The organism is Streptomyces desertarenae (assembly GCF_042681365.1).
Lineage (GTDB): Bacteria > Actinomycetota > Actinomycetes > Streptomycetales > Streptomycetaceae > Streptomyces > Streptomyces desertarenae.
On sequence record NZ_JBHUFU010000005.1, the window covers coordinates 262354 to 275798 of the forward strand.

General features: G+C 75.9%; 12 protein-coding genes. 7 read left to right on the forward strand and 5 right to left on the reverse strand.

The window, feature by feature from the left end:
• Positions 1 to 34: 34 nt before the first annotated feature.
• Genes ACFSJS_RS11055 through ACFSJS_RS11065 form a run of 3 tightly spaced genes read right to left on the reverse strand, consistent with a single transcriptional unit; the run spans position 35 to position 5192 of the window.
• Complete coding sequence (locus ACFSJS_RS11055; protein WP_380899173.1) at positions 35 to 1939, reverse strand: ABC transporter ATP-binding protein; 1905 nt, start codon at positions 1937 to 1939, stop codon at positions 35 to 37.
• On the reverse strand, positions 1936 to 3819 hold the full coding sequence (locus ACFSJS_RS11060; protein ID WP_380899174.1) for an ABC transporter ATP-binding protein: 1884 nt from the start codon (positions 3817 to 3819) through the stop codon (positions 1936 to 1938). Before ACFSJS_RS11060 ends, ACFSJS_RS11055 begins: the two co-directional genes overlap by 4 nt.
• A gap of 32 nt (positions 3820 to 3851) precedes the next feature.
• Complete coding sequence (locus ACFSJS_RS11065) at positions 3852 to 5192, reverse strand: MFS transporter (RefSeq protein WP_380899261.1); 1341 nt, start codon at positions 5190 to 5192, stop codon at positions 3852 to 3854.
• Positions 5193 to 5307: 115 nt separating this feature from the next.
• On the opposite strand from ACFSJS_RS11065, the gene ACFSJS_RS11070 reads away from it, so the two are divergent.
• Positions 5308 to 5619 (forward strand): hypothetical protein, encoded by a 312-nt coding sequence (locus tag ACFSJS_RS11070; RefSeq protein ID WP_380899175.1) that lies wholly within the window; start codon positions 5308 to 5310, stop codon positions 5617 to 5619.
• A 45-nt stretch (positions 5620 to 5664) separates the two neighbouring features.
• On the opposite strand, the gene ACFSJS_RS11075 is transcribed toward ACFSJS_RS11070, so the two are convergent.
• Both ACFSJS_RS11075 and ACFSJS_RS11080 read right to left on the reverse strand, forming a co-directional pair.
• Complete coding sequence (locus tag ACFSJS_RS11075; RefSeq protein WP_380899176.1) at positions 5665 to 6132, reverse strand: ATP-binding protein; 468 nt, start codon at positions 6130 to 6132, stop codon at positions 5665 to 5667.
• A gap of 207 nt (positions 6133 to 6339) precedes the next feature.
• Complete coding sequence (locus ACFSJS_RS11080; RefSeq protein WP_380899177.1) at positions 6340 to 7107, reverse strand: enoyl-CoA hydratase/isomerase family protein; 768 nt, start codon at positions 7105 to 7107, stop codon at positions 6340 to 6342.
• Positions 7108 to 7334: 227 nt separating this feature from the next.
• Here ACFSJS_RS11080 and glgX point away from each other — a divergent pair, with 227 nt between their 5' ends.
• The 6 genes from glgX (at position 7335) to ACFSJS_RS11110 (ending at position 13419) form a co-directional block, all read left to right on the forward strand.
• Positions 7335 to 9596, forward strand: coding sequence for a glycogen debranching protein GlgX (glgX, locus tag ACFSJS_RS11085; RefSeq protein WP_380899178.1), 2262 nt, complete (start codon positions 7335 to 7337; stop codon positions 9594 to 9596).
• Positions 9597 to 9689: 93 nt separating this feature from the next.
• The gene (locus ACFSJS_RS11090) at positions 9690 to 9917 is read left to right on the forward strand and encodes an EF-hand domain-containing protein (RefSeq protein ID WP_380899179.1); all 228 of its coding nucleotides are present in this window, start codon (positions 9690 to 9692) and stop codon (positions 9915 to 9917) included.
• A 209-nt stretch (positions 9918 to 10126) separates the two neighbouring features.
• On the forward strand, positions 10127 to 11446 hold the full coding sequence (locus tag ACFSJS_RS11095; RefSeq protein ID WP_380899180.1) for a hypothetical protein: 1320 nt from the start codon (positions 10127 to 10129) through the stop codon (positions 11444 to 11446).
• Positions 11447 to 11617: 171 nt separating this feature from the next.
• On the forward strand, positions 11618 to 12409 hold the full coding sequence (locus tag ACFSJS_RS11100; RefSeq protein WP_380899262.1) for a M23 family metallopeptidase: 792 nt from the start codon (positions 11618 to 11620) through the stop codon (positions 12407 to 12409).
• 133 nt (positions 12410 to 12542) lie between these two features.
• Positions 12543 to 12860, forward strand: a complete 318-nt coding sequence (locus tag ACFSJS_RS11105) for a DUF2795 domain-containing protein (RefSeq protein ID WP_380899181.1) — start codon at positions 12543 to 12545, stop codon at positions 12858 to 12860.
• A gap of 64 nt (positions 12861 to 12924) precedes the next feature.
• Positions 12925 to 13419 (forward strand): hypothetical protein, encoded by a 495-nt coding sequence (locus ACFSJS_RS11110; RefSeq protein ID WP_380899182.1) that lies wholly within the window; start codon positions 12925 to 12927, stop codon positions 13417 to 13419.
• Positions 13420 to 13445: the final 26 nt, after the last annotated feature.

Here is a 13445-nt window from a genome sequence, read left to right on the forward strand (position 1 = left end):
CGTCCGCCGTGCGGCCCCCCGGCGGACGGCCCGCTCACACCAGGCTGTCGCGCCAGGTGCGGTGCAGGTCGGCGAAGCGGCCGGTGCCCGCCGTCAGCTCGGCGGGCGAACCGTCCTCGACGATGCGTCCGGCGTTCATGACCAGCACCCGGTCGGCGATCTCCACGGTCGACAGCCGGTGCGCGACCACCACCGCGGTGCGGCCCCGCAGCACCGTCTCCATCGCCCGCTGGACCGCACGCTCACCGGGCACGTCCAGCGAGCTGGTCGCCTCGTCCAGGATCAGCACGGCGGGGTCGGCGAGCAGCGCGCGGGCGAAGGAGACCAGCTGGCGCTGCCCGGCGGAGATCCGCCCGCCGCGCTTGCGCACGTCGGTGTCGTACCCCTCGGGGAGGGCGGTGATGAAGTCGTGGGCGCCGATCGCCCGCGCCGCGCGCTCGATCTCCTCCCGCGGTGCCTCCGGACGCCCGATGGCGATGTTCTCGGCGATCGTGCCGGAGAACAGGAAGGCCTCCTGGGTCACCATCACCACCCCGCGGCGCAGTTCGGGCGCCGCCAGCTCCCGCAGGTCGACGCCGTCCAGCAGCACCCGCCCGGCGGTGGGGTCGTAGAACCGGGCGAGCAGCTTGGCGAGCGTGGACTTGCCCGCGCCCGTCGAACCCACCACCGCGACCGTCTGGCCGGCCGGGATCTCCAGGTCGAAGCGGGGCAGCACCTCGCCGCCGGTGCGGTAGGCGAAGCCCACCCCCTCGAAGACCACCGAGCGGCCCGGCATCCCCCCGGCCCGCTCCGGCAGCCGCCGGGGGTGCTCGGGCTCCGGCATGCCGGGGGCCTGGGCGAGCAGCCCGGCGATCTTCTCCAGGGACGCGGCCGCGGACTGGTAGGAGTTGAGGAACATCCCCAGCCGGTCGATCGGGTCGTACAGACGCCGCACGTACAGCGCCGCGGCGGCCAGCACGCCCAGCTCCAGGGAGCCGGCCGCCACCCGGTGGGCGCCCCACAGCACGATCGCGGCGACGGCGGCGTTGGCCACCAGGCGGGAGGAGACCACGTAGCGGGCCATCTCCAAGATGGCGTCGCCGTTGAACCGCAGGTGCCGCTCGTTGAGGCGGGCGAACTCCCGCTCGCCGGCCTCCTCGCGGCGGAACGCCTGCACCGGCCGGATGCCGTTCATCGTCTCGGCGAACTTCACGATCACCGCCGCGGTGGCGGTGGACTTCCTGCGGTGGACCCGCAGCGAGCGGCGCCGGAAGCTCCGCACGATCAGGTACAGCGGGACGAAGGAGAGCACGGCCGCGCCGCCCAGACCCGGGTCCAGCCAGAGCAGCAGCGCGCAGATGTAGACCACCGACAGCACCACGCCCAGCAGCTCCTGGAGGCCCTCTTCCAGCAGCTCGCGCAGCGCCTCGACGTCCGTGGTGGCGCGGGAGATCAGCCGGCCGGAGGTGTAGCGGTCGTGGAAGTCCACGCTGAGGGCCTGCGCGTGGCGGTGGATCCGGCCGCGCAGCTCCAGCAGGACGCTCTGGCTGATCCGGGCGGCGGCCCGGACGAAGGAGAACTGGAGGGCGCCGCCGGCCAGCGCGCACAGGGCGTACCCCACCGCGACGGCGAGCAGCGGACCGTCGTCCCCGCCGCGCAGGGCGGGCACGGCGCGGTCGATGGCGTAGGCCACCAGCAGCGGACCGGCCTGCACGGCGGCCTGCTGGGCCAGCAGCAGGACGGCCGCGACCGCCACCCGCCCCCGGTGGGGGCGCAGCAGCGAGCCGAGCAGCCGGCGCGAGGCGCCCTCGGGAACGGGCAGCACGTCGCGGTCGAAGGGGTCGGCCGGCCCGGCGGCCGTTCCCGCCCCGCCGCCCCCGCCGGACGCGGCCGGCTCCCCCGGGCGGCGCCCCCCGGTCTCCCCGTCCCCCGGGGGCGGCTCGGTGACGGTGGCGGTCATCGTTCCTCCTCGGACTGGTCGCCGGAGATCAGGCGGCGGTACTCGGCGCTGGAGCGCAGCAGCTCGTGGTGGGTGCCCACGGCGGCGATCCGGCCGCCGGACAGCAGCGCCACCCGGTCGGCCAGCAGCACGGTGGAGGGCCGGTGCGCGACCACCAGGGCGGTGGTGCCGGCCAGCACCTCGCGCAGGGCCGCCTCCACCAGGGCCTCGGTGCGGACGTCGAGCGCGGAGAGCGGGTCGTCCAGGACGAGGAAGCGGGGGCGCCCGACCACGGCACGGGCCAGGGCCAGGCGCTGGCGCTGGCCGCCGGACAGGCTCAGCCCCTGCTCGCCGACCTGGGTCCCGGCCCCCTGGGGCAGCGCGTCCACGAACTCCCGCGCCTGGGCCACCCGCAGGGCGCGCGCCAGCTCCTCCTCCCCGGCCCCCTCCGCGCCCATCAGCACGTTCTCCCGCACCGTGGCGGAGAAGAGCGTGGGTTCCTCGAAGGCGACGGCGACCAGCGAGCGCAGCTCCGCCCGCGGCATCGCGGCGGTGTCGCGCCCGTCGAGGGTGATCCGGCCGGAGGTCACCTCGTGGAGCCGGGGGATCAGCGAGGTGAGCGTGGTCTTGCCGCTGCCGGTGGCCCCGACCAGCGCCATCGTCTCGCCGGAGCGGATGTGCAGGTCGACGCCGTCCAGGACGGGCGGGGCGTGGGGCGGTGCGTCGGGGAAGCGGAAGACGACCCGCTCCAGGCGCAACCCGTCGCCCGCGCCCGCGGCCGCGCCCCGGGCCCGGCGGACGGGGGCGGGGCGCGGCGCGTCCGCGGCGGGGGAGCCGCCCGCGGGGGCATCCGGCGGAACCGGCTCGTCCATCACCTCGAAGTAGCGGTCGGCCGCCGTCGCCGCCTCGTTGCTCATCGCGAGCAGGAAGCCGAAGGACTCCACCGGCCAGCGCAGGGCCAGGGCCGTGGTGAGGAAGGCGACCAGGGTGCCGGCCGAGAGCTCCCCGTCGGCCACCTGGACCGTCCCCAGCACCAGCGCGGCGCCGATGGCCAGTTCCGGCAGGGCCGTCACCACGGCCCAGATGCCCGCCAGCAGCCGGGCCTTGTGCAGCTCGGTCTCCAGCAGCCGCCCGGCCAGCTCGCGGAAGGCGCGGGCCTGGCTGCGGTGGCGGCCGAACCCCTTGACGATCCGGATCCCCAGCACGGCCTCCTCGACGACCGTGGTCAGGTCGCCGGTCTGGTCCTGCGCCCGGCGCGCGGCCAGCGAGTACCGCGCCTCGAAGACCGAGCAGAGCAGCACCAGCGGCGCCACCGGGACCAGCAGCACCAGGCCCAGCGTCCACTCCTGGGAGAACAGGACGGCGAAGCCGACCGCGACGGTCGTGCCGTTGACCAGGAGGAAGGTGAGGGGGAAGACGAGGAACATGCGCAGCAGGTTGAGGTCGGCCGTGGCACGCGACAGCAGCTGACCGCCGGCCCAGCGGTCGTGGAAGGCGACCGGCAGCCGCGTCAGGTGCGCGAACAGGGCGGCGCGCATCGCCGCCTCCACCCCGGCCAGCGGACGGGCCACCAGCCACCGCCGCAGTCCGAACAGGGCGGCCTCCAGCACGCCGACGGCCAGCAGCAGCCCGCCGCCCAGCCACACCCCGCCGGTGTCTCCGTCGGCGATCGGCCCGTCCACGATCCACTTCAGGATCAGGGGGATGACCAGCCCCAGGCAGGAGGCGACCACCGCGACGAGCGCCGCGGTGAACAGCCGCACCCGCACCGGCCGCACGTAGGGCCACAGCCGCAGCAGCGAGCGGACGGGGGAGTGGCGGGGGGCGGGTGCGGCCGGTGGATCCGGCTGCCTCGGGGGGGACCGGTCGGGGAGCGGGGGGCCGGCGGCGGTGGCAGACATCAGGAGTGAGACTACGGTTCACCGCTGACGGGTCACACCCGGTTTTCCGCCGCGGGACCGGAGGCGGAGCGGCTCCCGGACGGGTCCCGGGAGCCCGCCCGGCGCAGGTTCCGGATCGCCGGCACCGACAGCAGCGAGAGGCTGACCGCCAGCGCCGCCGCGCCGCCGGCCACCAGGACGGTGCGGGCGCCGAGGAGTTCGGCGGCCGGGCCCGCCAGCGCCTGGCCGACCGGCATCATCGCCAGGGAGCCGGCCACCTCGTAGGCGTGCACCCGGCCCCGGACGGGCCCGGGGACCTGGGTCTGCACGCTGGTCGCCCACATCACCCCCCAGAAGCCGATCGCCGCCCCCGAGGCGGCGGTGCACACCGCGATGGCCGCCGGCGTGAGCTGGGCGCCCACCGAGGCGGGGTAGAGGCCGTAGCCGAGCAGCGCCAGGGCCCCGGCGCGCAGCGGGTGGAGGGGGCGGATGCGCAGGGCGAGCAGTCCGCCGACCGCGGTGCCCGCGCCCAGCGCGGAGCTGACCAGGCCGTAGGTCCGCGCGTCGTGCCCGGAGATGATCTCCGTGGCGGTGAGCGGCACCAGGGGGCCGGTGACCGTGATCATCAGCACCATCCACAGCACGATCACGCCCCACATCCAGGTGCGGGACCGGAACTCCCGCCAGCCCTCGGCCAGGTCGGCCCGGTAGGCGGCCGCCCATCCGCCGGCCGCGGCCGGCGGCGGGCCCTGGGGGGTCCGGGGGAGCCGCAGCAGCACCAGGCACAGCGCGCTCAGGGCGTACGTCCCCGCGTGGGCGAGGAACACCCCGCCCGGCGAGGCCACCGCGACCAGCACGCCGGCGAGCGCGGGTCCGGCGAGCATCGCCAGCGACTCGGCGGTGCGGATCATCCCGTTGGCCCCCTGCACGTCCCGCGCCACCTTCGGGACGGTGCTGGCCACCCCCGGCTGGAACAGCCCGGCCGCCACCCCGTTGACCGCGCCGATCGCGCAGAGCTGCCAGAGCACCACGTGCCCGGTGAGGAAGAGCACGGCGACCAGCGCCTGGGTGCACATCCGCACCAGGTCGGAGCCGACCATCAGCCGCCGGGCGTCGAAGCGGTCCGACAGCACCCCGCCGAAGACGACGAAGCCCGCGAGGCAGACCGTGAACGAGGCCATGGCCAGACCGATGTCGCCCGCCCCCATGCCGTGCCGCAGGAGGCCGGCGGAGAGCGCGACGGGCAGCATCGCGTCCCCCAGCACGGCGACGGCCCGGGCGGTGAAGAACAGCAGGAAGCCGCGGGACCACAGCCGGTGCGGGGGACCGGACTCGGGCGCGGGGGCGGGCCGGGGGCGGCCGGCGCCGCGGGAGGAGGCGGAGGAGGGGGACACTGTCACGAGTCGGAAGTGTGGACTGGACCACTGCGCCGCGTCCACGGAAAAGCGCCGGCCGCGGCCCTGGGACGTGCCGCGGCGCCTGTCGGTGGCGGCGCCTACGCTGCGCGGTATGAGTCAGGCAGAGGTACGAGAGCTGCAGACCGCGCTGCACACCGCGTCCGACATCGCCTTCGCCCTGGACGGGGAGCCGTCGGCGGAGCAGGTCGCCGGGCTGGTGGACGCGCTGCGCCGGGCGCTGGACGCGGCCCGCGCGCTGGGCGAGGACCGCGGGGGCACGGGCTGCCGGGAGCATCCGAGGGGAGCGGTCGACCCGCTCTACGGGGACAAGGAGGACCCGCTGCCGCCGGGCTGGGGGCGGTGCCTGCTGTGCAACGACCGGCGGCGCCGGGCGGGCGCCCAGCGGTCGGCGGCCGGCCGCTGACCGGCCCGCGGCGCCGGGTGCGGGGGCGGCCGCCGGGGCCGCGGGTCAGCGCTCCTCGGCCCGCACCTCGAACCAGGTGGTCTTGCCGTGCGGCAGCAGGTCCGCGCCCCAGCGGTCGGAGAGGTGGTCCACCAGGAACAGCCCCCGGCCGCTGACGTCGAGCCCGTGGACGGGCAGCAGGCACGGCAGCTCGCGGGAGGGGTCGCGCACCTCCACGCGGATCCGGCCGGCCGGCCGCCGCACCCGCAGCCCCAGGGTCTGGGCCCCGGTGTGCCGCACGGCGTTGCCGACCAGTTCGGAGACGAGCAGCACGACGTCCTCGGCGAGCGCCTCGGGCAGCCCCCACCGGTCCAGCAGGGCCGAGCGGACGAGCGCGCGCGCGGCGGACGCCGACTCGGGCCGGTTGGGCAGCCGGATCTCCCCGGCGGTCGGATCGCCGCCCGCCCCGGGAACCGCCGGGGCGGGGTCACCCTCCGGGTCCGATGCCGCACGCGCCGTGTCCGCTCCCGTCATGGCCCCATCATGACGGCAGAAGGACGGCCGCGGGGCCGGTACCGCGGCAATCCGCGGTCCGCCGGGAGGTGGACCGGCCCGTCGGGGTCCGCGCGCGCGGCCGTGGTGCGCCGGAGCGCCCCGCGCAGCGAGCCGGGCGCCGCTCCGCGCTCCCCGCGCTCCCGCCGCCGGCGGCCCCCGGCCCCGGAGGCCGCCGACGGCCCGGGATCAGCGGAACCTCGCCTTGCCCGGCCCCTCCTCGACGAAGCTGCGCATGCCGGTCTCCCGGTCCTCGGTCGCGAACAGCCCGGCGAACCAGGTGCGTTCGATGGCCAGGCCGGTGTCGATGTCCGTCTCCAGGCCCGCGTCGACGCACTCCTTGGCGGCGCGCAGCGCGATGGCCGGGCCGGCGGCCAGCCTCGCCGCCCAGGCGTGCGCCTCCTCGTAGACCTCGGCGGCGGGCACCACCTTGTCCACCAGGCCGATGGCCAGCGCCTCGTCCGCCCGCACCTGGCGGCCGGTGAAGATCAGGTCCTTGGCCTTCGCCGGGCCGACGAGCCGCGCCAGCCGCTGGGTGCCGCCCGCGCCCGGGATCAGGCCGAGCAGGATCTCCGGCTGGCCGAGCTTGGCGTTCTCGGCGGCGATCCGGATGTCGGCGCACAGCGCCAGCTCGCAGCCGCCGCCGAGCGCGTAGCCGGTCACCGCGGCCACCACGGGCTTGGGGATGCGGGCCACGGCGGTGAAGGCGTCCTGGAGGCCGCGGGACCGGGCGACCATCGCCGCGTGGTCCATCTCGCGCATCTCCTTGATGTCCGCGCCCGCCGCGAACACCTTCTCGCCGCCGTAGACCACCACGGCCCGCACGTCGTCGCGCCGCGTGCACTCCTCGGCCAGCTCGCGCAGCCGGTCCTGGGTGGCGATGTCCAGTGCGTTCATGGGGGGACGGTCCAGCCGGACGGTGCCGACGCCTTCGGAGACCTCAAGAGTCACAGTCATGGGGGCAGGTTAGCCCCCGTTAACGGGGAGCGGTCCGGCGCCCTCCGGGGCCGCGGACCCGCGCCGGAGCCACCCGGCCGGAGCGGCCGCGGCGATCACGCGGGTGAGGGGGGCGGCCGGAGCGGGAACACTCCCCGGCAGACCCGGACGCGGGCCGGCGGCCGGGACGGCTCCGGCGGCCCGCGTCCGCTCCAGCCGCGAGCCGCCGGAGGCAGACCGTGTCCGACGTGTACAGCGCACCCGACCAGCAGTCGCGCGGGGCGGCGGCCTCCGGCGCGCCGCGCGAGCACGCCCCGCGCCCGCCGGCCGGCCCCGGGAGTTCGGGGGCGGCCGTGTGGCCCGGCAGCCCCCAGCCGCTGGGGGCCCGCCACCACATCGGCCCCGGCGGGGTGGAGGGCACCAACTTCGCCCTCTGGTCGGCCGGCGCCGAGGCCGTCGAGGTCTGCCTCTTCGACGACGACGGCAACGAGACGCGCTGCGCGCTGACCGAGCACACCCACGAGATCTGGCACGGCTTCGTCCCCGGCGTCCGCCCCGGCACGCGGTACGGCTACCGGGTCCACGGACGCTGGGACCCCTGGACGGGCGCCCGCTGGAACCCCGCCAAGCTGCTGCTGGACCCCTACGCCCGCGCGGTGGACGGGGAGTACGCGCTGCCGCCGGAGGTCTACGGCCACGTCCGCGACTGGCCGCAGCCCCATCTGGCCGACACCGTCCGCGACGAGCGCGACTCGGCGCCGTACGTGCCCAAGGGCGTCGTCGTCGACTCGGCCCTCGCCGCGGGCGCCGGCGACGAGTGGGCCGACGACCGACGCCCCAAGGTCCCCTGGCCCGACTCGGTCATCTACGAGCTGCACGTGCGCGGCTTCACCATGCGCCACCCCGGCGTCCCGCCCGAACTGCGCGGCACCTACGCCGGGCTCGCGCACCCGGCCGCGATCGAGCACCTGACGCGGCTGGGGGTGACGGCGGTGGAGCTGCTGCCGGTGCACCAGTTCGCGCACGAGGACCACCTGCTCCGCCGCGGGCTGCGCAACCACTGGGGCTACAACTCCGTCGGCTACTTCGCGCCGCACGCCGCGTACTCCGCCTCCGGCACGCGCGGGCAGCAGGTGGGGGAGTTCCGGCGGATGGTGCGCGCGCTGCACGCCGCCGGGATCGAGGTCATCCTCGACGTGGTCTACAACCACACCGCCGAGGGCAGCGAGTTCGGTCCGACGCTCTCCCTGCGCGGCATCGACAACCGCGGCTACTACCGGCTGGCCGACGATCCGCGCCGCTACGCCGACTACACCGGCTGCGGCAACACCCTGCACGTGGTGCAGCCGCAGGTGCTGCGGCTGATCACCGACTCGCTGCGCTACTGGGTGCAGGAGATGGGCGTGGACGGCTTCCGCTTCGACCTGGCCGCCGCGCTGGCCCGCTCCATGCACGACGTGGACATGCTCTCGCCGTTCCTGGCCGTCATCGCGCAGGACCCGGTACTGCGCCGGGTGAAGCTGATCGCCGAGCCCTGGGACGTCGGCGCGGGCGGCTACCAGGTCGGGGCCTTCCCGCCGCTGTGGACGGAATGGAACGACCGCTACCGCAACACCGTCCGCGACTTCTGGCGGGGAGCCCTGCCGGACGTGCGCGACCTGGGGTACCGGCTGTCGGGCTCCAGCGACCTGTACGCCTGGGGAGGGCGGCGGCCGTACGCGTCGGTCAACTTCGTCACCGCGCACGACGGCTTCACCCTGCGGGACCTGGTGAGCTACGAGCGCAAGCACAACGAGGCCAACGGCGAGGACAACCGCGACGGCACCGACGACAACCGGTCCTGGAACTGCGGTGCGGAGGGCGAGACCGGCGACGAGGGGATCCGTGCCCTGCGGCGGCGGCAGCTGCGCAACCTGCTCGCCACGCTGCTGCTGTCGACCGGGGTGCCGATGCTGGTGGCCGGCGACGAGATGGGGCGCACCCAGGGCGGCAACAACAACGCCTACTGCCAGGACAACGAGACCGGCTGGGTGGACTGGTCGCTGCTGGCCGACCCCGGATGGCGGGCGCTGTGCGACCTGGTCTCGCGGCTGATCGCGCTGCGCCGGAACCATCCGGTGCTGCGGCGGCGCGCCTTCTTCTCCGGCCGGGCGCACGGCCCCGAGGGACTGCGCGACCTGGCCTGGTTCACCGGGGACGGCCGGGAGATGGCCGAGCCCGACTGGTACGCCCCCGGCGCCACATTGGGCATGTACCTGTCCGGCCGGGACATCCCGCAGCGCGACGCCCGCGGCGTCCCGGTGGTCGACGACAGCTTCCTGGTGGTCCTCCACGCCGGCCACGAGCCCCGGGACTTCCGGCTGCCCGGACCGCCGTGGGGGCGGGAGTACGAGCTGGTGGCGGACACCTCGCTGGAGGAGCAGGAGCGGGAGCCGGGCACGGTCCATCCGGCGGGCGGGGAGGTGGCGGTGCCCGCCCGCTCGGTGCTGGTGTGGCGCGTGGTGACCTGAGGGGGCCAAGTGGCCTCCGTTACTGATGTGGGGCGCGTGACGGGCGGTTAGGGTGTGCGCGTCACGACCGCACAACGGGAGGAGCAGGTGTCGATGGCCGACATCGAAGCCGCGCGCGAGGTTTTCGACCGGTTCGACCTGAACGGGGACGGGCTGATCACGGCCGCGGAGTTCCAGCAGGCGATGGGCGAGCTGGGAGACCACAACGTCACGGTGGGCCTGGCCCAGACCCTGATAGACCAGCACGACGGCAACGGCGACGGCCTGCTCTCCTTCGAGGAGTTCTGGGTGGCGCGCCAGAAGGCCGCCACGCTGGCGTAGGGCGGGGCAGGTTCCGCGGGGGCGGGGCGTTCGCCATTGGTCGCCACCAATGGCGGGTGCTCCGCCTTCTTGTTCGTGACATGTCATTCGCTCTACCGTGGGCCCGCCGCGGCCGAACGGTATGGCGGCTCCCAGGTCCGCCGCGCGCCGGACCCCCGGGCGGGCGATCCGTGCGGGGGCGAGGCGCCGGCCCGAACCGGAGGATCGCGATGCGCGCTGCGCGCACCACCCCCCACCGTCCACCGAAGAACCGTTTCCCCCGACTGTTCGCGCCCGCCGCGGCGCTGCTGTGCCTGACGCTGGCACCCGCCTCCCTCTCGTACGCCGCGTCCGCCGACGCGCGCCCGTCCACGCGCGTAGCGCCCGAACCGGAGGGCGGCCCCGTCCAGACCTGGCGGGCCGACCTGAGCCGCGTCGACGCCGACGACGCAGGAGTCCGCCACAGCGGCGGCGCCCTGCGGACGGCCGCGGAGGCGGCCGGTGCTCCGGCCGAGGCGTCGGCCCGGATGCCCGGCCGGCACGGCACCCAGGTCCTCGCGCCCCACCCGCTCGACCGGCCCGCCGACCGCTTCCGCGCCGAACCCGACGCCCACGTGCCCGAGGGCGCGCGCATCGCCGTCGACGTCCGCGGCCGCTCCGACGGCGGACGGTGGACCGAGTGGCGCGAGGCGGGCCCGGACGAGGCCGGCGCCGCCGTCCTCCCGCGTGCCGTCACCACCGTCCAGGTGCGGCTGGTGCTGTGGGACGCCACCGGCGAGCTGGCCGTGCGCGGCCTGCGGCTGACCGCCGACACCGCCGTGCGGGCGCAGGGCGAGGAGGCGGGGGCGGACGCCGCCGCCTTCACCGCCCGCGTCTTCGCCACCCGCGAGGGCCTCGTCGGCCACACCACCGCCAACGGCCACGTCATCCGGCCCGACGACCACTTCGTCGCCCTGCCCTCGCGGCGCGGGCTGTCGCCCCGGGGCAGCTCGGACTACTCGGTGCGGGTCTGCGGCCCGGCCCGCTGCGAGACCGCGCCGGTGTGGGACGTCGGTCCGTGGAACACCCGCGACGACTACTGGAATCCCTCCTCCGTCCGCGAGAGCTACCGGGACCTGCCCCGGGGGCTCCCCCAGGCCCAGGCGGCCTACCAGAACGGCCACAACGGCGGTCTGGACGGCTTCGGTCGCCGGGTGCTCAACCCGGCCGGCATCGACCTGGCCGACGGCACCTTCCACAACGTCGGCCTGGACGACAACGGCTGGGTGACCGTCACCTACCTGTGGACCGGCAGCCAGACCGGCTCCACCTTCTCCACCCGGGGCAGCGACGTCCGCGTCCGGCAGCAGCCCACCACCGCCTCCGCGGTGGTGGACAGCCTGGCCGGACCGACACAGGTCCGGGTGGAGTGCCAGGTCCGCGGCGGGACCGCCACCCACGGCGGCCGCACCGACGACGCCTGGGCCTACCTGCCCGACCACGGCGGCTACGTCCCCACCGTCTTCATCGACGTCCCCGAGGGCCGGCTGCCCGGCGTCCCCACCTGCTAGGCGCCACCCCGGCCCGCGGCGTCCCGGGCCCGGCACCCCGCCGGCCCCGGGACGCCGCCCCACCGGGGACACCCGTCCCGCACACCCGTCCAGGGAGGAACGACGCCCGTGACCGCGACATCCCCGATACCCTCCGGACTCCCCAGACCCTCCGCCGCCCCGCGGCCCGCGGTGGGACGGCTCCTGGCCGTGCTGCTGGGCACGCTCGCCGTCCTGGCGGGCCTGACCGCCGCCCCGGCCCGGGCCGAGACGGCCGGAACCCTGGCCGCGCCCACCTTCAAGGCCCCCTACCCCTGCGGCCAGAGGTGGACCTACAGCCACCACTCCGCCGAGGTCCGCCGCGCACTGGACTTCGTGCGCGCCGACGGCGGCACCACCGCCGGCACCCCGGTCCTGGCCTCCGCCGCGGGCACCGCCACCCGGCACTACCAGGCCGGCGGCGCGGGCAACTACGTCGTCGTCGACCACGGCGGGGGCTGGAAGACGTACTACTTCCACCTGGCCGCGTTCTCCGTGGCCAACGGCGCCTGGGTCGGCCAGGGGCAGCAGATCGGAACCACCGGCAGCACCGGCAACTCCTCCGGCGCCCACATCCACTACGAGCAGCTCTACAACGGCGTGGGCCAGAACATCAGGATCAACGGCTCCGCCCTGTCCTACCCGGGCAGCTACCACCAGGCCTACCTGACCAGCGACAACGGGTGCGGCGGTGGCGGCGGTTCGTTCACGACCTGGGGCTCGGGCGTGCGCGTCCGCGCCGACGCCTACCTCTCCTCGCCGGTCGTCACCACCCTGGCCGGGCCCACCGCGGTGACGGTCGTCTGCCAGAAGCAGGGCGACACCGTCAGCGCCGAGGGCTACACCAACAACTGGTGGAGCAAGCTGCGCGACCAGGGCGGTTTCATCTCCAACATCTACATCGACCACCCCGCCGCCCAGCTGCCCGGCGTACCGGTCTGCTGAGGCATCCGCGACCGGCGCGGACCTCGCGGACCGCCCGGGCCGGCGCACCGCGCCGACCCGGGCGGACCGCCGCGGGAATCCCGTATGTCCCTGTTGTCTGTTTCCTTCCGCGGGTGCCGGGCACCCGCCCGGTATGGCCCACACGGACGCACAGGAGATCCTCGGCTCCCTGGGGGACGTCGGCTTCCCGGCGGACAAGGACGAGCTGCTGCGGGCCGCGACGGCCGGCGGCGCGTCCGACGAGGCGCTCAAGGCGCTGGGCGGCATCCCGCCGGACCGGTACGGCAACCGGGAGGAGGTCGCGCGCTCGGTCCGGGTCGATCCCGACTCCGACCTCGGGCGCAGCGCCTCACAGCGGGCCGCGCAGGCCCGCAGGGGCGGCGAACCCGGCCTCTCCCAGCACCTCAGGGACGCCCCCGGGACCCCGGTGGAGGACGAGCCGGACCGCTGAGAGGCGGCCCCGCACCACGGGACGGGCCGGCGGCGGACCGGGGACGGACCGGAAAGGAGGACCCATGGCGGGCAGGAAGATGGAAGGCGACGAGGACCAGAAGCGCGCCGCGGCACGCGAGGCCGAGCGGGTCGGGCGGGCCCCCAGCGAGCGGAGCGCCACCACCGGTGCCTCCAAGCAGCGGACCCACCTCACGGGCCGGTCCTCGATCACGCACGAGGAGAAGCTGGACACCCGCCACCAGGGCAAGCAGGGGCAGCGCGCCGACGGCGGCACCGGGCCCCGCGCCCCGGAGGAGACAGGGCGCACGTTCACCGGACGCGGCGCCCCGCCCTACGGCGAGCAGCACGAGAAGGTCTTCCGCGCCCTGGCGGCCGAGGAGGGGCGGCATCCCGGCGAGCCCGTCCACCTCCAGGACGTCTCCCGCGCCGCGGGGCTGCCGCAGGAGGAGACCCGGGTGCTGCTGCACGACCTGGTGGCCGTCCACCGGCTGGCGACCGAGGTCCAGGACGACGGCTCCGGCCTCGGGCCCCGCTACGAGAGCAAGCCCCGCCGCTGAGGCGCCGCCGCGCGTCCGGCGGGCGG